This is a genomic window from Streptomyces racemochromogenes (assembly GCF_039535215.1).
In the GTDB taxonomy this organism is placed as follows: Bacteria; Actinomycetota; Actinomycetes; order Streptomycetales; family Streptomycetaceae; genus Streptomyces; species Streptomyces racemochromogenes.
In genome coordinates this window covers 2,399,721-2,425,282 of sequence record NZ_BAAAWT010000001.1, presented here as the reverse complement: position 1 = coordinate 2,425,282, position 25,562 = coordinate 2,399,721, and the positions used below count along the sequence as shown (strand labels likewise).

Here is a 25,562-nt window from a genome sequence, read left to right as displayed (position 1 = left end):
CTCGTACCGTATGCCCATGCAGATCTTCGGTGTGGACATCGGCGGTTCCGGTATCAAGGGCGCTCCCGTGGACCTGGACCGCGGCGAGCTGGCACAGGAGCGCCACAAGGTGCTCACCCCGCATCCGGCGACCCCCGAGGCGGTGGCCGGATGCGTCGCGGAGGTGGTCGGCGCCTTCTCCTGGGACGGCCCCGTCGGGGTCACCTTCCCGGGCGTGGTCACGGGGGGCGTCACGCGTACCGCGGCCAACGTCGACCCGGGCTGGATCGGCCTCGACGCGGCGGGCCTGCTCTCCGCCCGGCTGGACGGCAGGCCGGTCACGGTCCTGAACGACGCCGACGCGGCGGGCGTCGCCGAGATGACGTACGGGGCGGGGCGCGGGGTGGCGGGCACGGTGCTCCTGCTCACCCTGGGCACGGGCATCGGCAGCGCGCTCTTCCAGGACGGCCGGCTCGTGCCGAACACGGAGCTGGGCCACCTCGAGCTCAAGGGCCACGACGCGGAGACGCGGGCCTCGGTGAAGGCCAAGGAGGACGGGGACCTCAGCTGGGAGCGCTGGGCGCACCGGCTGCAGAAGTACCTGGCCCACGTGGAGATGCTCTTCTCCCCGGACCTGTTCATCCTGGGCGGCGGCGTCAGCCGCAAGCCGGAGAAGTTCCTGCCGCTGATCCAGGGGATCCGGGCGGAGATCGTCCCCGCGCAGCTCCAGAACAACGCGGGGATCGTCGGCGCGGCGATGGCCGCGCGCGACGGGGCGGCCCGGTAGCTCAGTAGGCCGTCCTGGCACGCTGCTGCCGGGCGGCCCGCTTGCGCCCGCTCAGGGCGGCCCGGCGCACCAGCGCGATCAGCCCGGCGGCCAGCGTGCCCGCGTACAGCCACCCGGCGTGCAGGGACAGCGCGGACACCACCCCCATCAGCTGCCCGCCGAAGCCGCCGGAGCCCCCCGAGACGGGCCACACCCCGGCGGCGAAGGCGATGGGGGCCGAGATCGGCGCGGTGACCAGGTCCGCCGGCCGCACCCACACGCCGACCGCGGCGGAGACGGGCAGGAAGAGCAGCCCGTACGCGAACAGCGAGGAGCCGAAGAGCAGCCGGCAGACCCCCGCGACCAGCAGCATCGCCAGGCAGGCGAACAGCCCGGCACCGAAGCCGGTCAGCATGGGCCGGGGCAGCCGGCGGGGCGCCGCGGGGCGCCGCCCCTGGGCGGGCACGCGGGCGGGCACGCGGGCGGGCACCCGCGGGTGACGTACCGAACGCATCCTGTATTGCTCCACCCCACCAAACTAGGCGGGAAGGGCCCCGAATCCGGGCGCGGACACGCGTACGTCCAGCGCCGCTCACAGGAAAGTAAACTGTCGGGTGGCCCACCTCCGGGCCGCCGCCCCCTCCAGCTACGGGAAGTCGCCAACGTGTCGCTCACGATCGGAATCGTCGGCCTGCCGAATGTCGGCAAGTCGACCCTGTTCAACGCCCTGACCAAGAACGACGTGCTGGCGGCCAACTACCCGTTCGCCACCATCGAGCCGAACATCGGCGTGGTCGGCGTCCCGGACCCCCGCCTGGCCAAGCTGGCCGAGATCTTCGGCTCGCAGCGCGTCCTGCCCGCCACGGTCGACTTCGTCGACATCGCCGGCATCGTGCGCGGCGCCTCGGAGGGCGAGGGCCTGGGCAACAAGTTCCTGGCGAACATCCGCGAGTCGGACGCGATCTGCCAGGTCATCCGCGCCTTCAAGGACGAGAACGTCGTCCACGTCGACGGCAAGGTCTCGCCCAAGGACGACATCGAGACGATCAACACCGAGCTGATCCTCGCCGACCTCCAGTCCATCGAGAAGGCCGAGCCGCGCCTGACGAAGGAGTCCCGTCTCCAGAAGGAGAAGGTCGCGGTCCTGGCGGCGGTCGTCGAGGCCAAGAAGATCCTCGAAGCCGGCGACACCCTCTTCTCCAAGGGCATCACCAAGGGCACGGAGCTGGGCGACCTCCTCCACGAGCTGCACCTCCTGACGACCAAGCCGTTCCTCTACGTCTTCAACGTGGACGAGGACGAGCTGACGGACGAGGCCTTCAAGGCGGAGCAGGCCGCCCTGGTCGCCCCGGCCGAGGCGATCTTCCTGAACGCGAAGCTGGAGGCGGACCTCGCGGAGCTCGACGACGAGGAGGCCCTGGAGCTCCTCCAGTCGGTCGGCCAGGACGAGCCCGGCCTCGCCACCCTCGGCCGCGTCGGCTTCGCCACCCTGGGCCTCCAGACGTACCTGACGGCCGGCCCGAAGGAAACCCGCGCCTGGACCATCAAGCAGGGCGCCACCGCCCCCGAGGCGGCCGGCGTGATCCACACCGACTTCCAGCGCGGCTTCATCAAGGCCGAGGTCATCTCCTTCGCGGACCTGGTCGAGTGCGGCTCGGTCACCGAGGCCCGCGCCAAGGGCAAGGCCCGCATGGAGGGCAAGGACTACGTCATGCAGGACGGCGACGTGGTGGAGTTCCGCTTCAACGTGTAGCCGCTGGTCGAACGCGCGGTGGGGAAGGGGCCGGACTCCCGTGAGTCCGGCCCCTTCTTTCAGGTGCGCGGCGGTGTGAGCCCGTCGAGGTCCAGGTTGATCGCGAAGGGCACCGGGCGCTTGAGGGTGCCGCGGAAGATCCCGGCGGGCGCGGCTTCACGTTAGCGGCCCGCGGCGGTCCCGGTCGCGTGTGCGGGGTGCGGAGGTACAGTGATCGGCTTGGAGCCGGCGGACGGGGGGACCGTTGATGAGCACGGCGGGAGCGGCAGGGGCCCGTATCGATGACGCGGGGAACGTCCTGGTCGCGGCCGAGGATCCGGTCGGGGGGTTCTTCGGGGCCGTGGTCACGCCCGGGGAGCTCGGGGCCGGGGGGCTCGACCTGGCCGGGAAGAGCGTCTACCTGTGCGGGGACCCGGCCGCCGTCAGTGCCCGGCGGCTGGAGCGGGCGGAGCGGGTGTTCGTCGTGGGGGAGCCGGCGCACGGGCGCCGCGAGGGCGGCGGCGAGGGGTGGACCACCGTCGGGCTCGGGCGGGTTCCCGTCCGGGTGCACGGGGCCGGGGTGTACTACCCGCGGTTCTTCGAGCCCGGGGACGGCCACTTCGGACGGATCCGCGCGGAGCACGAGTTCCAGTCGCTGACGGAGTCCACCAAGCCCGGGACGGCCCACCGCAGCGGGATCTACCTGACGCCCGTCACGCGGGAGGGCGAGGAGCTGCACTTCCGGCTGCTGCGCTGCTCCACGAACCTCTCCGGGCCGACCGAGGGCTTCGGCCCGACCGACACGGAGATCGTGGACGCCCTGAACCGCGAGGCCGCGACCGTGTTCCGGGGCCACGGGCCGCTGAACCACGTCCTCGCGCAGATCTACCACAACACCCCCGCCGTGGAAGGGCGCAAGCAGTCCAAGGCCCGGATCTCGGCCCACGCCGACAAGACCAAGGACATGCCGGCCGACGGCGTCATGGCCTTCTGCACCTTCTACGACGGGCTCGACCGGCTGGAGCCCCTGGACGGGGACCCCTTCGACCGGGGCGTGAACGGGGTCAGCGGGCTGACCAGGCTCCGGTTCCGCCTCAAGGACCCGGCAGGAGAAGGCGGTGCGGCCGCGCTGCCCGAGGAGTTCAGCGTGACCCTCCATCCCGGCTCGGTGTTCTTCGTGCCGCTGTCCACCAACCGCCTGTACACGCACGAGATCCGGCCCTCGGCGCTGGACGCCGGGCTGCTGCCGACCCGGCTGGGGTACGTGGTGCGCTGTTCGAGCACCGAAGCGGTCCACCGGGACGGGGCCACGTTCCTGAAGAAGCCCGGCGGGCTGGTGCGGCTGGGACCGCCCACGCCCGAGGGCATGGACGAGCTGCGCAGGCTGTACGCCGAGGAGAACAGGAGCACGTCCGCCGTCGACTACGGCGACGGGTTCCTCTTCAGCATGAACGCGGGAGACTACGTTGCCCCTCGGACCTAGGGTCCCGGACGAGATCCTCACGCGTGCCCTGCCGGCCGGGGAGGACCTCTTCGCGGAGCTGTCCGCGTCGGTGCGGTGGGAGGAGCTGGGGAAGGGGCGGCGGGGCGCCGTGCTCACCAGGGTCGACGGTGCGGGCGCGGTGCCCCTCGTACGCACCACCACCCGGTACGGCAGCCCGGCGCAGCGCTTCCGGCCGGTGCACGAACGGCTGGCGCGGCGGGTCCGGGAGCTCCTGGCGCTCCCGGCCGGCTTCGACAACGCCCTCGTCGAGAGGTACACGAACGCCTACCGGACCATGGGGGCCCATTCCGACCAGGCCCTCGACCTGGCCGACGGCTCGTTCATCGCCGTCTTCTCCTGCTACGAACGTCCCGGGGCGGGCCCGCCCCGGAAGCTGCTGTTCGAGTCGAAGGAGTCCGGCGGGCAGGGGTTCGGGATACCCCTCGTCCACAACGGCGTCGTCGCGTTCTCCCTCGACACGAACCGGCGGTTCAAGCACAGGATCGTGCTGGAGGCGCCCGCCCCGGCGGCGGACAACCAGTGGCTGGGCGTGACCTTCCGGACCTCGAAGACCTCCGTGCGGTTCCGCGACGGGCACGCGTACCTGCCGGAGGGCGCGCGCCTGACGCAGGCCGACGAGGAGCAGGCGCGCGAGTTCTACCGGCTGCGGAGGCGGGAGAACGACGAGACGGGCTTCGCCTACCCGCCGCTGGCGTACACCGTCAGCGGGAGCGACCTGCTGCCGCCCGTCTGACGCGTGCCCCTGCGTGTTCCCGCAGTGCGGGTTCACCACCCCCTCGAGATGTTGAGGGGGCGAGGGGCGCCGCGTGAACATGGCGGTACCAGTCCAGTCCAGTCCACTCCGGTTCGGCATCCCTGAGAGGCATCATGTACCGCTTCGCCGTCGTCCCCGTTCCCGCCGCGGCCCCGATCTCCCCGTCGGCCGACGACATCGGGTGGGGCGTCACCGGGCCCGCCTAAGCGGGGGCCGGCTCCTCGGGGGAGCCGTCGAGCAGTGCCGACTTGGCTATCAGGTAGCCCAGTTGGGCCCGGCTGCGGCTGCCCAGGCGCGCGGACATCCGCGCCACGTACTCCTGGCAGCGGCGCACGCTGATGCCGAGCCGCGCGGCGGTCACCGAGTCGGTGTCACCGGCGACGATGTGCCGCATGATGGCCCGTTCCAGGTCGTCGGTGATGCGGGTCGTGGCCCGGTCGCGGCCGGGCGGGGTGAAGGGGACGGCCCGGGTCCACGAGCGTTCGAAGAGGGCCGTGAGGAACGAGACCACGGCCGGAGCACGGATCTCCGCGGCCACCCGGTCGTCGTCGTCCTCGGGGATGAACGCCACCGTCCTGTCGAAGACGATCAGCCGGTCGAAGTTCTCGTCCAGCGTGGCCACCCGGGCGCCGCGCTGCTGGACGGTGTGCACGAAGGCGCGCGTCGCCGCGCTGGAGCGCGCGTTGTGCTGGTAGATCGTCCTCATCCGCACCCCGCGGTCCAGCATCTCCAGCGTGGCGGGCAGCGACTCGCTGAGGACGGCTTCGGACCTGCCCCCGCCGGGCTGTGAGGTGAGCACCTCGAAGCGGCATTCCCGGGCCGCCAGCCGGATGGCGGCGTTGATGTTCGGGTGGTCGGTGTGCGTCACGTACCCGTAGGTGTTCCGCAGCCGGCTGTTCCGGTATTCGGCGACCACCGGACCCAATTCGTCCCGGAGTCGCAGCAGGTTGAGCGCCGAGCGGGCGGAGTTCTCCAGGATCTCGGCCACGACGTGGCTGCCGATCGTCTCGGGATTCACGGGAACGAAGCCGCTGCTGCTCCGGGAGTCCGGAACCGCGAGGCCGGAGGAGAGGAGCCTTTCCAGTGAATCCTCGCGGGCTGCGGGGGACCGCTCCCCGTCGGCGGAATCAGGAGCCGCAGGCGGGTGGGATGCCGAATCCTGCGCGAGCAGCTCTCGGTAGAGCTGAATGTCCTGGGACCGGAGTGATTCGAGAGGTGTACCGAACGTAGGCGTCATCGGGAGTTCCCCCATGCTGGCAACTGGCGCTCCCGCCCAGGCTAGTTGCCCCAAATCCGGCCAACCTCGGGGCCGACTGGAGCCTTTGGTCACATCTTCGGGTGGGATGTGAATTCGGTCGGAGGGTGTGATTCCGATTCTTCCGCGTGTTCCTGCGGTGCAGGTTTCCGAACCGGTATCCGGACTTGTCCGGGTACTCCCCTGCGGCCAGCATCGGTGTTGTCGCATTCATCGCGGCAATGTCGAAGCAACCGATAAAAGGAGTTCGTGGTGACGACCGAGGCAATACGTTCTCAGGGTCCGGCCGCTGATATCAACCCTCCCTACAGGTACTTCTCGGACGAGGAGTTGGGGCAGGCCCTGGACGCCCACACGGCGAGCGAGATCAAGCTCTTCCTGGAGTCCTGGGAGGAAATGCCCGTCGACGCCTACATGAAGGACGGCGCGGACTACCGCCGCCGCCGTCACGGCCTCTTCCACTTCTCCGGCGCGGAAATCGTGCAGGACCCGCCGCGCGCCTTCCACCAGTCCGCCGAGGTGAACTCCCTGCACGGCGGCGTCGACCGGCACTTCCCCCCGCTGGCCGCCGAGGTGGCCGCCGGCGGAGTACTGCACACCCTCATCCGGTTCTTCGCCGAGCGGGTGCCCGGCGACCTGGACCCGGCCACCACCGGGGTCGGCGTCCACCAGATCCGCATCACCGCGACCCGCGACGCCAAGGGCCTCCCGGCCCCCGAGGGCGTGCACGAGGACGGCCACCACTACGTGGCGCAGGTCCTGATGCGCCGCACCGACGTCGTAGGGGGCGAATCGCAGCTGTACGACCGCGACCGCCGCCCCCTCCACAGCACCACGCTGCTCCGGCGGTTCGAGTCGATCGTGATCGACGACCGCAGGGTCTTCCACGGAGTCTCCGCCATCGAGCCGGCCTCCGGGGTGCGCCAAGGCGTCCGCGACATGCTGCTGATCGACTACTTCCCGCTCCCGGCCGACGGCTCCGCCGGCTGACCGACCCCACCCCCGACCGCCGCCGCCCCGCCCCGCCACCCGGGAAAGACGCCATGAACGACTTCACCAGGCACCTCCAGTCACGGCTGCCCGCCGCCCGCACCGACGTGCGGACCCGAACCGCCTACACCTCCGACGCCTCGATCTACCGCGTCATGCCGACCGCGGTGCTGGAGCCCCGGGACGAGGAGCAGGTGGCCGTCGCCGTGGGCATCGCCACCGAACACGGCGTCGGCATCACCTGCCGGGGCGGCGGCACCTCCATCGCCGGAAACTCCATCGGCACCGGGCTGATCCTCGACTTCTCCCGGTACATGAACCGCATCGACGAACTCGACCCGGAGGCCCGCACCGCCACCGTCCAGCCCGGCGTCGTCCTCGGCACCCTCCGGGACCGGGCCGCCGCCCACGGCCTCACCGTCGGACCCGACCCCTCCACGTACTCCCGCTGCACCATCGGCGGAATGATCGGCAACCACGCCTGCGGCGCCCACTCGGTGGCCTGGGGCACCACCGCCGACATCACCCAGGAGGTCGACCTGCTCCTCGCCGACGGCCGCCGGATCCACGCCGGCCGCGGCTCCAGCGGCGACGCCGACATCGACCGCCGTCTCAAGCGGCTGCGCGACCACCACCTCGCACCGCTGCGCACCGAACTCGGCCGCTTCGGCCGCCAGGTGTCCGGGTACGGGCTGGGCGCCCTGCTGCCCGAGAAGGGCTTCCACGTCGCCCGCTCGCTCGTGGGCACCGAGGGCACCTGCGGAGTCCTGCTCGGCGCGAAGATCGCCCTCACCCCGCTGCCGGCCGCCCGGGTGCTCCTCGTCCTCGGCTTCCCCGACGTCTACGCGGCCGCCGACTGCGGCGCCTCCCTGGCCAAGGCCGGCGCGCTGACCGTGGAGGGGCTGGACGCACCCCTCGTCGAGGCGCTGCGCTCGCGCGGCGGCCGCGCCCCCGGCATCGACCTGCTCCCGCGCGGCGAGGCCTGGCTGTACTGCGAGATCGAGGGCACCGGCGAGGCCGACGCGATCGCCAACGCCGAACGCCTCGCCCGCGGGACCGGGGCCACCAGCTTCGTCACCGCCGACGCCGAGCAGACCGCCGCCATCTGGTCCATCCGCCGCAACGGCGCCGGCATCGCCACCCGCATGGCCGACGGCCGCCAGGCCTGGCCCGGCTGGGAGGACTCCGCCGTCCCGCCGGAACGGCTCTCCGGATACCTGAAGGACCTGCACGCCCTCATGGCGGAACACGAACGGACCGGCACCATCACCGGGCACTTCGGCGAGGGCTGCCTGCACGTACGCGTCGACTGGGAACTCGGCACCGAACAGGGCATCGCCGCCTACCGCGAGTTCATCACGGCCGCCGGCGACCTCGTCGTCGCGCACGGCGGCTGCGCCTCCGGCGAGCACGGCGACGGCCGTGCCCGCTCCGAGCTGCTGGCCCGTACGTACTCGCCCGAACTCATGGGCGCCTTCGCCGCGTTCAAGGAGATCTGGGACCCCCGCAACCTGCTCAACCCCGGCATCATCGTGGACCCGGCACCCTTCGACGCCGACATCCGCCCCGGACCGGGCCGCGACCGCAACGAACTGCCCCTGGTCCAGCGCTTCGGCGCCGACCAGGGCTCGCTCACCAACGCCGTGCACCGCTGCACGGGCGTCGGCAGCTGCCGCAACGACACCGGCCACATGTGCCCGTCCTACCAGGTCACCCGCGACGAGGTGCACTCCACCCGCGGCCGCGCCCGGGTGCTGAGCGAGATGCTGCGCGGCGAGACGATCACCGACGGCTACCGCTCCACCGAGGTCCTGGAAGCCCTCGACCTCTGCTTCTCCTGCAAGGCCTGCAAGAGCGACTGCTCGGTCAACGTCGACATGGCCGCGTACAAGTCGGAGTTCCTCAGCAAGCACTACGAGGGACGGCTCAGGCCCCGCGCCCACTACACCCTCGGCTGGCTCCCGGTGCTCGCCCGGCTCGCCTCCCTGGCCCCCCGTACGCTCAACCGGCTGACGCGGCGCGCGCCCGTCGCCGCCCGGCTGAGCGCCCTGGCCGGGCTGGAGACCCGCCGGCCCCTGGTGGCACTGCCGTCCCAGACCTTCAGGCAGTGGTTCCACTACCGCAAGCCGGCCCCCGCGGCCGCCTCCGCCCCGGCCGCCGCCGAGCCGGGCGCCTCGGGCACGGTCGTCCTGTGGCCCGACACCTTCAGCAACCTCCTCGACCCCCGCGGAGCCCAGGCCGCCACCCGGGTCCTGGAAGCCATGGGATACGAGGTCGTCCTGCCCGACGGCCCCGTCTGCTGCGGCCTGACCTGGCACTCCACCGGCCAGCTCGGCGCCGCCCGCGCCGTCCTCGGCCGCTCGGTGGGCGCCCTGCGCGAGCACCTCGAAGCGGGCCGGACCGTGATCGGGCTGGAACCCTCCTGCACGCAGACCCTGCGCGAGGAGGCCGCCGAACTGCTGCCCGACTCGCCCGTCGTGCGCAGGCTCTCCCGGCAGGTGCGCACCCTCGCCGAAGTGGTCGCGGAGCACGAGGGCCCCTGGCCGTTCGGGACGCTCGACCAGGACGCCGTGATGCAGCCGCACTGCCACCAGGAGGCGGGCCACGGCCACGGTCCGGAGACCGAGGTGCTGCGCCGGCTCGGCGTCACCGCCGACGTGGTCTCCGCGGGCTGCTGCGGCATGGCGGGCAACTTCGGCTACGAACCGGGGCACTGGGACGTCTCCCAGGGCGCCGCCGAGCGCGAGCTCTACCCGAAGCTGCGGGCCGCCGGGCCGGACACCGCCGTGGTCGCCGACGGCTTCTCCTGCCGTACGCAGATCTCCCAGGAGGGCTCGCGCCGTCCCGAACACCTCGCGGAGCTGCTGCTGCGCGCCCTGCCGGGCAACACCCCCGGCAAGAACCCCCAGAACGGAAGTGGACCATGCGCATCGTAAGGTTCGAGAAGGCGGGCACGATCCGCTACGGACTCCTCGCCGACGACGAGGTCGTACCCCTCGTCCACGGCCCCTTCGGCCCCCTGGACGTGTCCGCGGACGCGCCCCGCGTCCCCCTCGCCGAGGTGCGGCTGCTCGCCCCCGTCACGCCGGGGAAGGTCCTCGCCATCGGCCGGAACTACGCCGAGCACGCCGCGGAGCTCGGCAACGAGGTGCCCGAGGAGCCGCTCGTCTTCCTCATGCCGGGCAGCGCCGTCATCGGGCCCGGCGAGGCCGTCGTCAAGCCCTCCTACACCGACGAGCTCCACCACGAGGCCGAGCTCGCCGCGGTGATCGGCAAGACCTGCCGCGACCTGAAGCCGGAGGAGGTGGCCGACCACCTCCTCGGCTACACCTGCGCCAACGACGTCACCGCCCGCGACCTCCAGGGGCCGGACCGGCAGTGGTGGCGGGCCAAGGGCTCGGACACCTTCTGCCCCCTCGGCCCCTGGGTGGAGACCGAACTCGACCCCCGCGCGCTCGCGGTCCGGGCCACGGTCAACGGAGAGGTCCGCCAGGACGGCAACAGCTCCCGTATGGTGCACCCCGTCGACCGGCTGATCAGCCACATCAGTTCCGCCATGACCCTGCACCCCGGTGACGTGGTACTCACCGGCACCCCGGCGGGTGTCGGACCGCTGCGGCGCGGCGACCTGGTGACGGTCTCCGTCGAGGGGATCGGCGAGCTCACCAACCCCGTCGTCTGAACCGCGCCGCCCGACCTGGAGACACCTGCCCCATGTTGATCCTCTTCGGCGCCTTCCTGGTGCTGGCCGCCGCATCCGTCGTACGCACCACGGCGGGCTTCGGCTTCTCGCTGGTGGCCGTCCCGCCCCTGGCCCTGCTCATCGACCCGGCGAGCGCGGTGGTGGTGGCCGGGATCATGGCCGCCCCGCTCAGCCTGTGGATAGCCGTACGCGACTGGCGTCACGTCGACCGCCGCCTGATGACGGCCACCCTGCTGTCCGGGCTGGCCGGCGTGCCGTTCGGGGTGTGGCTGCTGGCCACGCTCTCCTCCCGGGTGCTGCTGTTCGTCATCACCGCGGTGGTCCTGCTGGGCACGTTCATCGTGTGGCGGAAGATCACCCTGGGCGGCGGACTGAAGATGGTGATGGCCGTGGGCCTGTTCTCCGGAGCCTCCTTCGCCGCCACCGGCATAGACGGCCCGCCGATGGTCGCCGCCTTCCAGAGCATGCGCCTGGAACCCCGCGTCCAGCGGGCCACCCTGGGCGTGGTGTTCTCCGGCACCAGCCTGGCCGCGCTCGTCGGCTTCGGCATCAGCGGCCAGCTCACCGCGACCGTCGGGCAGATGCTCCTCGTCGGGGTACCGGCCCTGTTCATCGGGATATTCGCCGGCGAGAAGGTCTTCCACCGCCTGAACGCCGAGCGCTTCCGCCGGGTCGTCCTCGGCCTGCTGGTCGTCAGCTCCCTGTCGGTGGTCCTGCGCGTGGCCGCCGCCTGACGGGCCGCCGCCCGACGGGCCCTGCCGCCGGATCCGGTTCACTGCGCCCGCAGGGCGGCGAAGAAGTCCAGCCGGGTTTCCAGCCGGTTCAGGTCGGTGCCCGTCAGCCTCTCGATGCGGGTGATGCGGTGGCGCAGCGAGTTCACGTGCAGGTGCAGCCTGGCCGCGGTCCTGGTCCAGGACGCGTCACAGGCCAGGAACGCCTCCAGGGTGCCCAGCAGGTCCGTCCGGTGCCGGCGGTCGTGGTCCCGCAGCGGCCCGAGGTGGCGGGCGGCGAAGGCCCGGCGGGCGTCGGCCGGGATCAGGGGCAGCAGCGAGAGGACGTGCGCGGTCAGGTCGCCGGGGCCGCGCACGCTCACCCGGCCCGGGGCCTCCCGCGCGACCCGCAGCGCGTCGTGGGCCTCGTCCAGCGCACGGCGGGCGTCGCCGGGGCCGCCCACGGGAGAGCTGAGCCCGACGGACACCGTCTCGGCCGGGCCGAGCCAGCGGGCGAGGGCCGCCGCGAGCCGGCGCTGGAGGGCGGCGTGGTCGACGCCCGGCGCCGGCTCGGGCATCAGGACCATGAGCACCGCCCGGTCGCCCTCGACGGTGGCGGCGATGTCGGACGGTGACACCGGAACCGGGCCGTCCGGCTCGACCAGGGCCTCCTCCAGCAGGACGCGCAGGGCCCCCGCCGGGACCCCGTCGGCCACCACGTACTGGCAGCGCGGCCAGTGGCCCACCCCGCTGACGACGGACTGCGCCGTACTGCGCAGCCGTAAGGGGATCTCCTCGGCCGGGACGTCGCCGCGCACCAGCTCCAGGGAGCGGCCGGCCAGGTCGCGCAGGGCCGCCTTCGCCGCCTCGTGCGCGTACCGCGCGTCGCCGAGCAGCTCTTCGACCCGGTTCAGGAGCTCCGTGTCCGCCGCGGGCCACCGGGAGACGTCGGCCTCCACCACCATCAGCCAGTCGCCCAGCTCCGAGGCCGGCCCGGCCGGGCCGGCCACCGGCAGCAGGGAGTACGGGCGCTCCCCGACCACGACCCGGTGCGGGGCCCGCTCGCCCGCCCGGCGCGCCGCGAGGTAGCGCGCGGCCAGCGCCGCCGCCGTCTTCGGGTGCGGCGGCGGGTGCGCCCCGGCGATCTGGCGCCCGGTCGCGGACAGGACGCGCACGTGGAGGCCGAGGCTGTGCCGCAGGAGTTCCAGCACGGAAGCCGGGGCGGCCCGGTCGGCGAGGAGCCTCCGGTGGCGTTCGATCACGGCGGCGAGACTGGCGGCCTCCCGGCGGTGCAGGCGGTGCAGCACGTGTCCGGTGACCGCGGCGAACGAGGTCTCCGGCGGCACCGCGAGGAGCGGCAGCCCATGCCGCCGGCAGGCCCGTACGAGGTCGTGCGGGACGAGCCGGTGCTCGACCTCCCCCGCGGCCAGGGCCGTGACGCCCGCCCGCGCGAGGACGCGGACGAACGGCTCGGCGTCCCCGTCCCCCCGCCACCAGGCCAGCCCGGTCAGGACGAGCTCCCCGCCGGAGAGGAACCGCCCGGGGTCGGCCAGGTCGATGACCGGGACGGCCCGGACGGCACGGTCGAGCACCTCGTCGCCGGCGTCCGCGCCCACGAGCAGCAGCAGCCCCAGCTCGTCCGTGTTCAGGAGTTCACGCAGCCGCATGGCCGTCACCCTCTCACGGACGCCGCGGCCCCTGCCCTACGCGGATCACCCCAGTTCACAGGCGTGCCGCGGTGTGAAAGCACCGTCCTCCACAGGCGGCGGAGCGGGCGGTTCTGAGCGATCGGTGACTGCCCCGCCCCCCGGGCCGCTGTGTGTACTGCTCCGCGTGGCCGGCGGCGTCGCGGGCCACGCGGAGCCGGATGCCGCGCACGGGGGTCGCGGTAACGGCGCGGTACGTCACGCAGAGAGAGGCGGTCCGAACATGGCCGGCACCACCAGCGGTATCCCCACCAACGTCACCCAGGGCTCCCGGACCAGGGGCGGCATCGGCGAGTCGACGCTGCGCCCGGACGGCACCCTGAAGGTGACCGGCGAGTTCGCGTACTCCTCGGACATGTGGCACGAGGACATGCTGTGGGGCCAGACCCTGCGCTCCACGGTCGCACACGCCGAGATCGTCTCCGTCGACGTCGCCGAGGCCCTGGCCGTGCCCGGCGTCCACGCGGTCATGACGTACGACGACCTCCCGGCCCCGGTGAAGTACTACGGCATGGAGTTCCAGGACACCCCGGTCCTCGCCCACGGCAAGGTCCGCCACCACGGCGAGCCGGTCGCCCTGGTCGCCGCCGACCACCCCGAGACCGCCCGCCGCGCCGCCGCGAAGATCAGGATCGAGTACCGGGAGCTGCCGCTCGTCACCGACGAGGCCTCCGCGCTCGCCCCGGACGCCGTGCTCGTCCACGAGAACCGCGACGACCACCACGCGGCACACGTCCCGCACCCCAACGTCGTCCACCACCAGCCGATCGTCCGCGGCGACGCCGACGCGGCCGCCGCGCGGGCCGACGTCATCGTCACCGGCGAGTACACCTTCGGCATGCAGGACCAGGCCTTCCTCGGCCCCGAGTCCGGCCTCGCCGTCCCCTCCGAGGACGGCGGGGTCGACCTCTACGTCGCCACCCAGTGGCTGCACTCGGACCTCAAGCAGATCGCGCCCGTCCTCGGCCTGCCCGAGGAGAAGGTCCGGATGACGATGGCCGGCGTCGGCGGCGCGTTCGGCGGCCGCGAGGACATCTCCATGCAGATCCTCGCCTCCGTGCTCGCGCTGCGCACGGGCAAGCCGGTGAAGATGGTCTACAACCGCTTCGAGTCCTTCTTCGGCCACGTCCACCGCCACCCGGCGAAGCTGTACTACGAGCACGGCGCCACGCGCGACGGCAAGCTGACGCACATGCGCTGCAGGATCGTCCTCGACGGCGGCGCGTACGCCTCCTCCACGGCCTCGGTCGTCGGCAACGCCGCCTCCCTCTCGGCGGGCCCGTACGTCATCGACGACGTCGACATCCTGGCCGTCGGCCTCTACACCAACAACCCGCCCTGCGGCGCGATGCGCGGCTTCGGCGCCGTCCAGGCCTGCTTCGCGTACGAGGCCCAGATGGACAAGCTCGCCGCCGAACTGGGCATGGACCCCGTGAAGTTCCGCCAGCTCAACGCGATGGAGCAGGGCACGGTCATGCCCACCGGGCAGGTCGTGCACCACCCCGCCCCGGTCGCCGAACTGCTGCGCATGGTCAAGGAGCGCCCGCTGCCGCCCCTGCGCCAGTGGGAGACCGCCGGCGGCCCGGCCGACCTGCGCGCGCTGCCGGGCGGCCTGTCGAACACCACGCACGGCGAGGGCGTCGTCCGCGGCGTCGGCTACGCGGTCGGCATCAAGAACGTCGCCTTCTCGGAGGGGTTCGACGACTACTCGACGGCCAGGGTGCGGCTGGAGGTCGTGGGCGGCGAGCCCGTCGCGATGGTCCACACGGCCATGGCGGAGGTCGGCCAGGGCGGTGTCACCATCCACGCGCAGATCGCCCGTACCGAACTCGGCGTGCAGCAGGTCACCATCCACCCCGCCGACACCCAGGTGGGCTCGGCGGGTTCGACCTCCGCGGGCCGCCAGACGTACATGACCGGCGGGTCGGTGAAGAACTCCTGCGAGCTCGTCCGGGAGAAGGTCCTGGAGATCGGCCGGCGCAAGTTCGGCGCGCGGCAGCCGGCGTGGGCGTCCGACGGGCTGCTGCTGGAGGGCGGCAAGGTGGTCACCGCGGGCGGGGAGGTCCTCGCGGCCCTCGCCGACGTCCTGGAGGACGAGGCCGTCGAGGTCGAGGCGGAGTGGCGGCACTTCCCCACCGAGCCCTTCGACCGGGTCACCGGCCAGGGCAAGGGGCACGTGCAGTACGCCTTCGCCGCGCACCGGGCCGTGGTGGAGGTGGACACCGAGCTCGGCCTGGTCAAGGTCGTGGAGCTGGCGGTCGCCCAGGACGTGGGCAAGGCCCTCAACCCGCTGTCCGTCATCGGCCAGATCCAGGGCGGCACCGTCCAGGGGCTGGGCGTCGCCGTGATGGAGGAGATCATCGTGGACCCGAAGACCGCGAAGGTGCGCAACCCCTCCTTCACGGACTACCTGCTCCCGACGATCCTGGACACCCCGACGATCCCGGTCGACTACCTCGAACTGGCCGACCCCGAGGCCCCGTACGGCGTCCGCGGCATCGGCGAGGCGCCGACCCTGTCCTCCACCCCGGCGGTCCTGGCGGCCATCCGCAACGCCACGGGGCTGGAGCTCGACAGGACCCCGGTCCGCCCGGAACACCTGACCGGGCTCTGACCGGGCCGACCGCCGTCGTGCGTCACAGGCCCCGGACCGCGGCCACCGAGAACGTGGTGGGGGTGCCCGTCGAGGGGGTGAGGGGGCCGCCCTTGTCGAACTGGGAGCGGACCACCAGGGTGCGGCCCGGGGTGTGGGACAAGGTGGTGGGGATCTGGAGCGACGGGTCCGTGAGGGTGCGGGTCAGGCGGGCGCGGGTGCCGTCGGGGGTGAGCTGCCAGCGGGTCAGGGTGTTGGTGACGTTGTGGGCCGCCCGGAGGGTGCCGGTGGGGGAGAGCTGGATGCCGTCGGCGGCCTTGAGGTCGCCGCCCGTCAGGGCGACCCGGCTCAGGGCGCCGGTGCGCAGGTCGACGCGGTGGAGTTCGCCCGCGGTCATGTCGACGGTCAGCAGGTAGCGGCCGTCCCGGTCGGCGGTGATGCCGTTGAGCGTGAAGCGGCCGGGCGGCGGCGGGGTGATGTGCCGGCCCAGGTCGTACGCCACCTCCAGCGGGCCGGAGCCGGCGCGCAGCTGCGCGGGGGTGACCCGGTAGACCACCGCGCGGACGCTGTCCGTCAGGTAGGCGGTGCCGTCCGGGGTGACGACCAGGTCGTTGACGAAGTGCGGGACGGCGGGGTCCACCTCGAAGCGGGCCAGGCGCGCGCCCGTCGCCGTGTCGTACACGGACACCCCGGCCGTGGAGTCCGTGACCCACAGGCGGCCCCGCGCGTCGACGCGCAGCCCGTTCGCCGTGCGCCGGCCGTCGGTGCCGGAGGGGAGGAACACCTCGGCGGTAAGGGCCCCCGGGCGGGCGCGGTACACCGTGCCGTCCGTGTACGAGCCGACGTACACCGTGCCGGTGCGGGGGTCGGAGGCTATGCCTTCCGGGTAGACCTTCGAGCCGGGGAGGGTGAACGCCGTTCCGACGGAGGAGGCGGAGGAGGCGGAGGGCACGGGCGCGGGGGCGGCGCCCGTGGTCAGGGCCGCGGCCAGGGTGACGGCCGCCGCGGTGGTGAGGGTGTGAGAGAGCATGCGCATGGAAGAGCCCTTCTTGATCAGCGTGCTCGTAGAGTAGTTAGAGTTCTAATGCCTGGCAAGGGTCGTAGGATGCCGCAATGACCTCCATGCCTCCCGAGGAACGCATCGGCGCGCACATCAAACGCGCCGAGCAGGCGCTCCTCGCGGCGAAGAACGCCGCGTGCAAGCCGGCGGCAGTAACGGTTCCGCAGTACGCCGCCCTGCTCTGGCTCGCCGAGAAGCCGGGCATCTCGGCGGCCGCCCTCGCCCGGCTCTGCGGGGTGACGCCCCCCACCATGAACACCGTCCTGAAGAACCTCCACGAGCGCGGCCTCATCGAGCGGACCCCCCACGAGTGGCACCGCAACGTGCTGGAGACCCGGCTCACGCCGGCGGGCCGCGCCGCGATGGAGCTGGCCGACACCGGGGCCGTCCGCGTCGAGACCGCCCTCGCCGCCGCCCTCACGGACGAGGAGCGGACGCAGCTCATCGAGCTGCTGGGGCGGTGCGCCGAGGTGCTCGACACCCTGAGGTGAACCGCCCGCGGGATCCGAGCGTCAGCAGGAGGGGGACGTCCACCCGCCCCGCCCCGCCCGGGGCGGGCCCGACCGTTCGGAGCGAAGTCCGTGCACGATCACCCGCAGCAGTCGTCCGGCCGTACGCCCGAGCCGGGGCAGGGCCGCAGGAGGTCCCGGCGCGCGACGTGGACCGGCGTGGGCGTCGTCGGCGCAGTCCTGCTCGGTGCGGGCGGTTTCGCCGCCCACGAGAAGGGCTGGACCTCCGGCGACGGCCGGGCCGCCGACTTCGCCGGCCCCGCCCCGGCCCCCTCGGCTTCGGCCCCCTCGGCCCCGGCCCCCGACCATCCGGGTGCGAAGCGGGCGGAGCCCTCCGCGGCGCCCACGCCCAGCGGCGACCCCGACGTGCGGCTGCCGGCCGGACCGAGGTCCGACTTCCGCCAGACCGCCAGGCTCGACGACGGCACGGTCATCGCCAGGACCCGCGTGGCCGGGGCCAAGTCCGGGTTCGAGGGCGACGTCTGGGTCTGGACCCCCAAGGAGTACGAGGACCCGAAGTACGCCAAGAGCGCCTTCCCGGTCCTCATAGCCCTCCCCGGCGGCAACGGCTTCCCCGACAACTACTGGGCCGACCGCAGCCTCGGCCTCCAGAAGGCCGTGTCCGAGGGCGTCCGGGCCGGCACCAGCCTGCCCTTCGTCCTGGTCATGCCCGTGCTCAACCCCGACAACAAGTACTACTACGACGGCGCCGACATACCCGGCCGGCCCAGGATGGGCACCTGGATCGCCGAGGACGTCCCCGACTTCGCCCGCGCCAACTTCCGCACGTACGCGTCCCGCGACGGCTGGGCCTTCATGGGCTCCTCCTCGGGCGCCTTCGTCGGCATGAAGACGCTCCTCCAGCACCCGGACAAGTTCAAGGCCGTGATCGCCAGCGGCGGCGAGATCACCCCCGACTCCCCGCTCTGGAAGGGCCACCAGGCCGAGATGGACGCCAACAACCCGGAGAAGCTCGCCGAGAAGCTGATCGCCGGCGGCGGCCCGGACGTCTACATCAACTTCCAGGTCGGCACGAAGGAGTCCGGCAGGGACCGGATGGCGCAGTTCGTGCAGCAGTACGGGAAGGGCCCGGTCAAGACCACCATCCGCGACATCCAGAACGGCGAGCACAACGGCTGGCACTACGTGCGCGGCATGAAGGAGGGCTCGCTGGAGTGGATCAGCAAGGTGCTGAAGGGCCCCAGGCCCGAGGCCGGCTGACCGCGGCCGGCTGACCCCGCCCGGCCGGCCGACCGTTGCCCCGTACGTTCGAAAGTCCCCGTTCCCGCAGACAGGACCCGCCCCCGACCCGTCGCCGGACTGCGCCACGTGGCCCTCACCACGTCGCCCCGGTCCCAGGCAACCCATACGGTCGTTCACACCTCTGTACAGGTGTCAAGGGGGACCAATCGGTCCGACCCGCGCCCAACCAGGGCGCCGGAGAAGGAACGGGAACAAATCCGTGCAGTATGACCACCAAGGCGACGGCGGCCCCACGACCAAGGGCGGCCGTCGCCCCCGGCGCCCCCGCAGGCGCCAGATCCTGATCGGCGGCGGACTCGCGCTCGCCCTCGCCGCCGGGGGCGGCGCGGCGTACAAGGCGGGCCTCTTCTCGGACATAGGGGATCCGGTCTCCTTCGGAAAGATCCAGGAGTCGGCCACCGCCGAGGACATCCGCCCGGGGGTGCAGATGCCCACCGGCCCCAAGGCCGAGTTCACCCGCACGAGCCGGCTGCCGGACGGCACGCAGATCGCGATGACCACCCTGACCGGCCAGAAGTCCGGCTTCACGGGCGACGTGTGGGTGTGGGTGCCCAAGGAGTACGACGAACCGAGGTACGCCAAGAGCGCCTTCCCCGTGCTGATCTCCCTGCCCGGCGGGCGCGGCTACCCCAAGAACTACTGGGGCACCGGTCCCGGCCTCGGGCTCCAGCAGGCCGTGATCGACGGCGTCAAGGCGGGCACCAGCCTGCCCTTCATCCTCGTCATGCCGGTGATCAACGCGGACACCAAGCACCACTTCGACGGATCGGACATCCCCGGCCAGCCGAAGATGGGCACCTGGATGGCCGATGACATCCCCGATTTCACGAAGGCCAATTTCCGCACCTTCACCTCCCGCGACGGCTGGGCCTTCATGGGCTCCTCCTCGGGCGGTTTCGGCGCCTTCAAGCACGTCCTGAAGTACCCCGAGCGCTTCAAGGCGGTGATCGCCAGCGGCGTCGACTTCGTCCCCGACTCCCCGCTGTGGAAGGGGAACCGGCAGGCCATGGACGAGAACAACCCCGAGAAGCTCGCCGAGAAGCTGATCGAGGAGGGTGGTCCGGACGTCTGGATCAACTTCCAGATCGGCACCAAGGAGAGCGGCCGCGACCTGGCCGAGCGGTTCATGCGCGAGTACGGCAGGGGCCCCGTGCACACCCGGCTCCAGGTGATCCAGGATGGTGAGCACAACGGAAAGTCGTACGTACGAGGAATGAGGGAGGGTTCCCTGGAGTGGATCAGCAAGGTGATGCAGGGACCGACACCCGATCCCGCCGTGCGATGAGCCCGACGGTGAAGGGGATGACGGCCGCCGTCGCCGCGGGGATCGCGATGGTGTGCGCCGTCGCGTTCCTGGAGGCGCCCGGCGACCGGCCGGTGCACCCCTTCCCGACCGTCGGCGTGCTCATGGCCAACGGGGAGCACTGGTGCACGGCGAGCGTGGTCGACAGCCCCAAGGGCAACGTCGTCGCGACCGCCGCGCACTGCGTGGCCCCGGCGGGCGAGGACGGCGTGCCCGGCGAGGTCGCCCACGACGGCCTCGCCATCGGCGAGCTCTCCTTCGCGCCCGCCTTCTCCGGAGAGGGCTCGGGCACCCAGCCCCTCGGCGTGTGGAAGGTCCGCTCGATCCACGTCGACGAACGCTGGACGAAGTGGGGCGAGGACACCGCCGACTTCGCCTTCCTCACCATCGAGCCCGACGAGGACGGCCGCAGCGTGCAGGACGCCGTCGGCGGCAGGAGCGAGGCGCCCGCGCCCGACTGGACCTCCGGGTACGAGCGCGAGGTCACCGTCATCGGCTACCCGGAGTCCGAGCACAACCCGCAGAACAAGCCCGTGTCCTGCACCACCCAGACCCGCCACGACGTGGACGACCCCGACCTGCTGTACATCAGCTGCTCGGGCTTCTGGACCGGCACCAGCGGCAGCCCCTGGATCGCCGACCGCGGCGGCACCGGGCAGCCGGGCCGGCTGATCGGGGTGCTCAGCGGCGGGGACACGGACGTGGACTCCACGGCCGCGCTGTACGACGAGAAGGCCAAGGCCCTCTACGAGCGGGCCGCACGGGGCTGAACGGCCGCGAGGTCCGGGACCGGGCTACTCCTTCCGGCGCTCGGTGCCGACGACCACGCCGACCGCTGCCACCACGATCGCGCCGCCGAGCACGATCGGCGGGGTCAGCGGCTCGTCCAGGACCAGCGCGCCCAGCGCGACGGCCACCACCGGATTGACGTACGCGTACGTGGCCACCAGCGACAGCGGCGCCGCCCGGAGCAGCCACGCGTACGCCGTGAAACCGACGACCGAGCCGATCAGCACGAGGTAACCCAGGGCCACCCACGAGGAGGCGGAGAAGGCGCCGGGGTCCAGGCCGTGATGCTCCCCGCGCAGCAGTCCCACCACCACACCGGCGGCCCCGCCCGCCAGCATCTGGTACGCGGAGCCGGTGAAGGGGTTGTCCGGCAGCGGCAGCCGCCCGGCCGAGAACGAGCCCAGCGACCACAGCAGCGCGGCGCCCAGCACCAGCAGCACCCCGCCCAGGTGGACCTCCCCGCTCAGCCCCGGGCTGGTCAGCACGGCCAGCCCGGCCAGGCCCACCAGCACCCCCGCCAGGGTCCGCAGCGGCGGCCGGTCCCCGGTGGCCGCCCGCAGCACCACCACCCACATCGGCACCGACGCGACCAGCAGCGCGGCCAGCCCGGACGGGACGGAGGTCTCGGCCAGCACCACCAGGCCGTTGCCGCCCAGGATCAGCAGCAGCCCGACCAGCACCAGGGAGCGGGCCTGCGCGGCCGTGATCCTGAGCGCGCGGGGCCCGTACCGCCAGGCGACGACGCCGGCCAGCACCAGACCGGCGGTGACGAAGCGGGCCCCGGCGGACAGGAAGGGCGGCATGGTCTGGACGGCGATCCGGATGCCGAGGTAGGTCGATCCCCAGACCACGTACACGAGCGCGAGCGCGAACCACACGGCCCCGGTGGTTGTGCGGCGGCCCGCGTCCGCGTCCGCGTCTTTGCCGTCGGTCGGTGTCGAGGTGCCCATGGCCCGGATCCTACGGTCGGTGCCGGATACACGCTTCTGGATGTCCCAGCCCCCTCTCACCCCTTGAGCAGGGCGTTCAGCTCGCCGTACGGCAGTGCCCCCGCGAGGGAGCCGTACGTGCCGCCGGCCAGCAGTTCCTCGGTGGCGCGGCGGACCACGGCGTACGCGGCCTCCGCCACCCAGGAGCCGAGGCTGACGCGGGCCACCCCGAGGGTGCCCAGCTCGGCCACGGACGGCGCGTCCGGGCCGACGAGGACGTTCAGCGGCCCGTCGATCCCCCGGGCGAGCTCGGCGACGGTGGCCGGATCGGTGACCCCGGGCACGAAGACGCCGCTGGCGCCGGCGGCGAGGTAGGCGGCGGCGCGGGACAGGGTCTCGTCGAGCCGGGTGGAGCTCTCGCCGAGGCCGAAGAGGTACGTGTCCACCCGGGCGTTGACGTACAGCGGCACCCCGGCCGCGTCGGCGGCGGCCCGGGCCGCGGCGAGCCGCTCCGCGTGCTCGGCCGGGGCGCGGCGGCCGTCCTCGATGTTGATGCCGACCGCGCCGGCGGCCAGCACCCCGGTGACGGTCTCCCCGACCCCGGCGGCGTCGGCGGCGAACCCGCCCTCGATGTCGGCGGTGACGGGCACGGAGACGGCCGAGGCCACCCGCGCGATCAGCTCCAGCGCCCGGTCCCGCGCGAGGGCGTCCCCGTCGGGCGCCCCGAGCGACCAGGCGACCCCGGCACTGGTGGTGGCGACGGCCGCCGCCCCGGCGGCCTCGACGAGCCGCGCACTGGCGACGTCCCAGGCGTTGGCGAGTGCGAGGGGAGCGGCGGGGGTGTGCAGCGAGGTGAAGGCGGCGGCCTGGGATGCGCGGTCAAGGTGGGTGGTCATGGCCCCAGTTGACCAGACCTACCCACCCGACGGCTGGCGGTTTTCCGACGCGGACCCCTCAGTCGGCGGCCAGGCCCGTCTTGGCGCCCGCGCCGCACAGGGGGACGACCGCTCTGCGGCCGCCCAGGGGGTTGCCGGGGGCGGTGGGGGCGACCGCCGCCCAGCAGGCCGCCGCCGTCGGCTCCACGAACAGGCCGCGGCGCGCCAGGTCCCGCTGCGCCTCGCGGAGCCGGTCGTCCGGGACCGTCACGAAGGTGCCCCCGGACTTGCGGACCGCCGCCAGGATCTGCCGGGCCCGGGGCGGGGCCGGGATCGCGATGCCCTCCGCCGCCGTCGGCAGCTGCGGCACCGGGGCGGCGTCCTCCGCGCCCGCCGCGAAGGCGGCCGCCAGCGGGGACACGGCCTCCGCCTGGACCGCGATCAGGGCGGGCGGCGTCGCGCCGTGCCGGGCGGCCAGCTCCTCCACCGCCAGGGCCGCGCCGAGCAGCAGGGTGCCGTTGCCCACCGGCACGACCAGCGCCTCCGGCAGCCGGCCGCCGAGGGCCTCCCAGATCTCGTAGACGTACGTCTTGGTGCCGTGCAGGAAGTACGGGTTGAAGACGTGGCTGGCGTAGAACACCCCCGGCTCGTCCGCCGCCGCCCGCGCGGCCCGCGCCGTGGCCTCGCGGCCGCCCGCGACGACGCGTACGACGGCCCCGTGGGCCCGCATCTGCTCGGTCTTCTTCTCCGAAGTGCCCTCCGGCACGAAAACTTCACAACTGAGCCCGGCCCGCGCGCAGTACGCCGCCACGGACGTCCCCGCGTTGCCGCTGCTGTCGGCGACCACCCGCTCCGGGGCGAGCCGGCGCGCCAGTTCGGCGAGCATGACCGCGCCCCGGTCCTTGAAGGACAGCGTCGGCATCAGGAAGTCGAGCTTGGCGTGAATCCGCTCCGACAGCGGCACCAGCGGGGTGTACCCCTCCGACAGCGAGACCGAGAACGCCCCCGGCAGGGGCAGCGCGGGCGCGTACCGCCACAGCGAGGGGGGTCCCGCCGCCGGTTCGAGGGGGATGGCCGGATCGGGTGTGAAGTCGAGGTCCCAGGGGCCGCCGCACAGGGGGCAGCACCAGGGCGCGGTCCGCACGTCCGCGTGCGTGCCGTCCTCGGGGCAGACGTAACCGGGAAGTGCGTGAGTCATGTGCGGAGCACCTTTGCTCGTTCATGGCCGTCGTATGGCACGGATGTTACGCGTCCGTGGTGCGTCCGCCCGGCTCTTGTGGGATGGCGGAGGGGTGGGCCAACCTTTCGGGGACGACGGCCCGTTGGGACGGGATTCGTTGTCATGGACATGCCTAAAGCGAGTTCTTCCGCGTGTCCGCGCACCGTCGCACGGCACCCGCAGGCCCACCCCCAAGAGGAGGACCCCCCACATGTCCGTGAAGCGTCACACCCGCCGGAGGATCGCCGCCGCCAGCGCGACCGCCGTCGCAGCCCTCGCGCTCGGCGCGGCCGCCGCCCTGCCCGCCACCGCGGCCGACGGCGCCCCGCAGGGCGTCATCGAGAACGCCGGCGTCGCCGGGGCCGTCCCCGGCAGCTACATCGTGACCCTGAAGGACTCCGCGGCCCGCTCCACCGCGGACAGCGGCAAGGCCGTCGCCAAGCGGTACGGCGCGAAGATCGACCGGACCTACAGCGCGGCCCTCAACGGCTACTCCGTCGAGGTCTCCGAGGCGCAGGCCAGGAAGCTCGCCGCCGACCCGGCGGTGGCGTCGGTCGTGCAGAACCGCACCTTCACCGTCGACGCCACCCAGCCCAACCCGCCGTCCTGGGGCCTGGACCGCCTCGACCAGCGGGCCCTCCCGCTGGACCAGAGCTACACCTACCCCGACAAGGCCGGAGAGGGCGTCACCGCCTACATCATCGACACCGGCGTCCGCATCACCCACCAGGACTTCGGCGGCCGCGCCTCCTACGGCTACGACGCCGTCGACAACGACAACACCGCCCAGGACGGCCACGGCCACGGCACGCACGTCGCCGGCACCGTCGCTGGAGGCGCGTACGGCGTCGCCAAGAAGGCGAAGATCGTCGGCGTCCGCGTCCTCGACAACAACGGCTCCGGCACGACGGCCCAGGTGGTCGCCGGCATCGACTGGGTCACCCGCAACGCCGTCAAGCCGGCCGTGGCCAACATGTCGCTCGGCGGCGGCGCGGACTCCGCGCTCGACACCGCCGTGCGCAACTCCATAGCCGCCGGCATCACCTACGGCGTCGCGGCCGGCAACGAGTCCACCGACGCCTCCACCAAGTCCCCGGCGCGCGTGGCCGAGGCCATCACCGTCGGCTCGACCACCAACACCGACGCGAAGTCCAGCTTCTCCAACTACGGCTCCATCCTGGACATCTTCGCGCCGGGCTCCTCCATCACCTCCGCCTGGGGCACCGGGGACACCGCGACGAACACCATCTCGGGCACCTCGATGGCCACCCCGCACGTCGTCGGCGCGGCGGCCCTCTACCTCTCGCAGAACCCGGCGAGCACCCCGGCGCAGGTCCGCGACGGCCTCGTCGCGGCGGCCACCCCGAACGTGGTGACCAGCCCCGGCACCGGATCCCCCAACCGCCTGCTGAACGTGGGCGCGAGCACCACCCCGCCGAACCCGGGCACCAAGTTCGAGAACACCGCCGACTACGCGATCAACGACAACGCCACCGTCGAGTCGCCGGTCACCGTCAGCGGGATCTCCGGCAACGCCCCGGCCGCGCTGAGCGTCTCGGTCGACATCAAGCACACCTACATCGGTGACCTGAAGGTCGACCTCGTCGCCCCCGACGGCTCGGTGTACAACCTGCACAACCGCAGCGGCGGCAGCGCCGACAACATCATCCGCTCCTACACGGTCAACGCCTCGTCCGAGGTGGCCAACGGGGTGTGGAAGCTGCGGGTGAACGACAACGCCGGCGCCGACACCGGCAAGATCGACGCCTGGGCGCTGCAGTTCTGACACCGGGCGCCCCGGCGCCGGGCACGGCGATGAACTCCTCCGCCCGGGCGACCGGGTGGCGAGGGGCGCGATAACAGGCTGGATCGCGCGATGAACGCGGGGGTGACCGACCAGTCGGTCACCCCCGCTGCGTACTA

21 protein-coding genes and 1 pseudogene are annotated in these 25,562 nt (G+C 72.8%); 14 read left to right on the top strand and 8 right to left on the bottom strand.

Annotation, left to right across the window (positions count from 1 at the left end; genetic code table 11):
• Positions 1–16 precede the first annotated feature (16 nt).
• Entirely contained in the window at positions 17–766 is a 750-nt protein-coding gene (ppgK, locus tag ABD973_RS10910) for a polyphosphate--glucose phosphotransferase (protein ID WP_345500026.1), read from the top strand.
• A gap of 1 nt (position 767) precedes the next feature.
• On the opposite strand, the gene ABD973_RS10905 is transcribed toward ppgK, so the two are convergent.
• On the bottom strand, positions 768–1,259 hold the full coding sequence (locus ABD973_RS10905) for a DUF6542 domain-containing protein (RefSeq protein WP_241253369.1): 492 nt from the start codon (positions 1,257–1,259) through the stop codon (positions 768–770).
• A 150-nt stretch (positions 1,260–1,409) separates the two neighbouring features.
• On the opposite strand from ABD973_RS10905, the gene ychF reads away from it, so the two are divergent.
• Entirely contained in the window at positions 1,410–2,498 is a 1,089-nt protein-coding gene (gene ychF / locus ABD973_RS10900; protein WP_125602168.1) for a redox-regulated ATPase YchF, read from the top strand.
• A gap of 59 nt (positions 2,499–2,557) precedes the next feature.
• Here the strand turns inward: ychF and ABD973_RS10895 are convergent.
• Positions 2,558–2,650, bottom strand: a pseudogene (locus ABD973_RS10895) (Uma2 family endonuclease); the annotation flags it as partial.
• Positions 2,651–2,745: 95 nt separating this feature from the next.
• Here ABD973_RS10895 and ABD973_RS10890 point away from each other — a divergent pair.
• Positions 2,746–3,960 carry a hypothetical protein gene (locus ABD973_RS10890; RefSeq protein ID WP_345500025.1) on the top strand — a complete coding sequence of 405 codons (1,215 nt, stop codon included), beginning with the start codon at positions 2,746–2,748 and terminating at the stop codon, positions 3,958–3,960.
• Positions 3,944–4,714 carry an alpha-ketoglutarate-dependent dioxygenase AlkB gene (locus ABD973_RS10885; RefSeq protein WP_345500024.1) on the top strand — a complete coding sequence of 257 codons (771 nt, stop codon included), beginning with the start codon at positions 3,944–3,946 and terminating at the stop codon, positions 4,712–4,714. The genes ABD973_RS10890 and ABD973_RS10885 overlap by 17 nt, the downstream gene beginning before the upstream one ends.
• Positions 4,715–4,937: 223 nt before the next feature.
• On the opposite strand, the gene ABD973_RS10880 is transcribed toward ABD973_RS10885, so the two are convergent.
• Positions 4,938–5,753: a helix-turn-helix transcriptional regulator gene (locus ABD973_RS10880; RefSeq protein WP_345500023.1), complete on the bottom strand. Its 816-nt coding sequence runs from the start codon at positions 5,751–5,753 to the stop codon at positions 4,938–4,940.
• 489 nt (positions 5,754–6,242) lie between these two features.
• Between ABD973_RS10880 and ABD973_RS10875 the strand changes: the two genes are divergently transcribed.
• From ABD973_RS10875 to ABD973_RS10860, 4 genes are read left to right on the top strand one after another with little or no spacing between them, the layout of a single operon-like run.
• Entirely contained in the window at positions 6,243–6,980 is a 738-nt protein-coding gene (locus tag ABD973_RS10875) for a 2OG-Fe dioxygenase family protein (RefSeq protein ID WP_345500022.1), read from the top strand.
• A 53-nt stretch (positions 6,981–7,033) separates the two neighbouring features.
• Positions 7,034–9,916 carry an FAD-binding and (Fe-S)-binding domain-containing protein gene (locus ABD973_RS10870; RefSeq protein WP_345500021.1) on the top strand — a complete coding sequence of 961 codons (2,883 nt, stop codon included), beginning with the start codon at positions 7,034–7,036 and terminating at the stop codon, positions 9,914–9,916.
• Positions 9,904–10,662 carry a fumarylacetoacetate hydrolase family protein gene (locus ABD973_RS10865; RefSeq protein ID WP_125822370.1) on the top strand — a complete coding sequence of 253 codons (759 nt, stop codon included), beginning with the start codon at positions 9,904–9,906 and terminating at the stop codon, positions 10,660–10,662. Before ABD973_RS10870 ends, ABD973_RS10865 begins: the two co-directional genes overlap by 13 nt.
• A 32-nt stretch (positions 10,663–10,694) precedes the next feature.
• On the top strand, positions 10,695–11,417 hold the full coding sequence (locus tag ABD973_RS10860; protein ID WP_125602192.1) for a sulfite exporter TauE/SafE family protein: 723 nt from the start codon (positions 10,695–10,697) through the stop codon (positions 11,415–11,417).
• Positions 11,418–11,455: 38 nt separating this feature from the next.
• Here the strand turns inward: ABD973_RS10860 and ABD973_RS10855 are convergent, their stop codons facing one another.
• On the bottom strand, positions 11,456–13,060 hold the full coding sequence (locus tag ABD973_RS10855; RefSeq protein WP_345500020.1) for a PucR family transcriptional regulator: 1,605 nt from the start codon (positions 13,058–13,060) through the stop codon (positions 11,456–11,458).
• 262 nt (positions 13,061–13,322) lie between these two features.
• Between ABD973_RS10855 and ABD973_RS10850 the strand changes: the two genes are divergently transcribed.
• Positions 13,323–15,713 (top strand): xanthine dehydrogenase family protein molybdopterin-binding subunit, encoded by a 2,391-nt coding sequence (locus ABD973_RS10850; RefSeq protein ID WP_345500019.1) that lies wholly within the window; start codon positions 13,323–13,325, stop codon positions 15,711–15,713.
• Between the two features lie 22 nt (positions 15,714–15,735).
• Here ABD973_RS10850 and ABD973_RS10845 read toward each other — a convergent pair whose 3' ends face one another.
• Positions 15,736–16,728 carry an SMP-30/gluconolactonase/LRE family protein gene (locus ABD973_RS10845; protein ID WP_345500018.1) on the bottom strand — a complete coding sequence of 331 codons (993 nt, stop codon included), beginning with the start codon at positions 16,726–16,728 and terminating at the stop codon, positions 15,736–15,738.
• Positions 16,729–16,805: 77 nt separating this feature from the next.
• Between ABD973_RS10845 and ABD973_RS10840 the strand changes: the two genes are divergently transcribed.
• The 4 genes from ABD973_RS10840 to ABD973_RS10825 all read left to right on the top strand — a co-directional run bounded on the left by ABD973_RS10840 (position 16,806) and on the right by ABD973_RS10825 (position 20,597).
• On the top strand, positions 16,806–17,243 hold the full coding sequence (locus tag ABD973_RS10840) for a MarR family winged helix-turn-helix transcriptional regulator (protein WP_185899500.1): 438 nt from the start codon (positions 16,806–16,808) through the stop codon (positions 17,241–17,243).
• Positions 17,244–17,333: 90 nt separating this feature from the next.
• Positions 17,334–18,482 (top strand): alpha/beta hydrolase, encoded by a 1,149-nt coding sequence (locus ABD973_RS10835; RefSeq protein ID WP_345500017.1) that lies wholly within the window; start codon positions 17,334–17,336, stop codon positions 18,480–18,482.
• 241 nt (positions 18,483–18,723) lie between these two features.
• Positions 18,724–19,809, top strand: coding sequence for an alpha/beta hydrolase (locus tag ABD973_RS10830; RefSeq protein ID WP_125598332.1), 1,086 nt, complete (start codon positions 18,724–18,726; stop codon positions 19,807–19,809).
• Positions 19,806–20,597: a trypsin-like serine peptidase gene (locus tag ABD973_RS10825; RefSeq protein WP_164720949.1), complete on the top strand. Its 792-nt coding sequence runs from the start codon at positions 19,806–19,808 to the stop codon at positions 20,595–20,597. Before ABD973_RS10830 ends, ABD973_RS10825 begins: the two co-directional genes overlap by 4 nt.
• 24 nt (positions 20,598–20,621) lie before the next feature.
• Here the strand turns inward: ABD973_RS10825 and ABD973_RS10820 are convergent, their stop codons facing one another.
• The 3 genes from ABD973_RS10820 to ABD973_RS10810 are packed head-to-tail and all read right to left on the bottom strand — an operon-like array spanning position 20,622 to position 23,618.
• Positions 20,622–21,566, bottom strand: a complete 945-nt coding sequence (locus ABD973_RS10820; RefSeq protein ID WP_345500016.1) for an EamA family transporter — start codon at positions 21,564–21,566, stop codon at positions 20,622–20,624.
• Between the two features lie 56 nt (positions 21,567–21,622).
• Positions 21,623–22,441: an isocitrate lyase/PEP mutase family protein gene (locus tag ABD973_RS10815; protein WP_345500014.1), complete on the bottom strand. Its 819-nt coding sequence runs from the start codon at positions 22,439–22,441 to the stop codon at positions 21,623–21,625.
• A 58-nt stretch (positions 22,442–22,499) separates the two neighbouring features.
• Positions 22,500–23,618, bottom strand: coding sequence for a pyridoxal-phosphate dependent enzyme (locus tag ABD973_RS10810; protein WP_125822377.1), 1,119 nt, complete (start codon positions 23,616–23,618; stop codon positions 22,500–22,502).
• Between the two features lie 232 nt (positions 23,619–23,850).
• On the opposite strand from ABD973_RS10810, the gene ABD973_RS10805 reads away from it, so the two are divergent.
• Positions 23,851–25,425, top strand: coding sequence for a S8 family peptidase (locus tag ABD973_RS10805; protein WP_345500012.1), 1,575 nt, complete (start codon positions 23,851–23,853; stop codon positions 25,423–25,425).
• Positions 25,426–25,562: the final 137 nt, after the last annotated feature.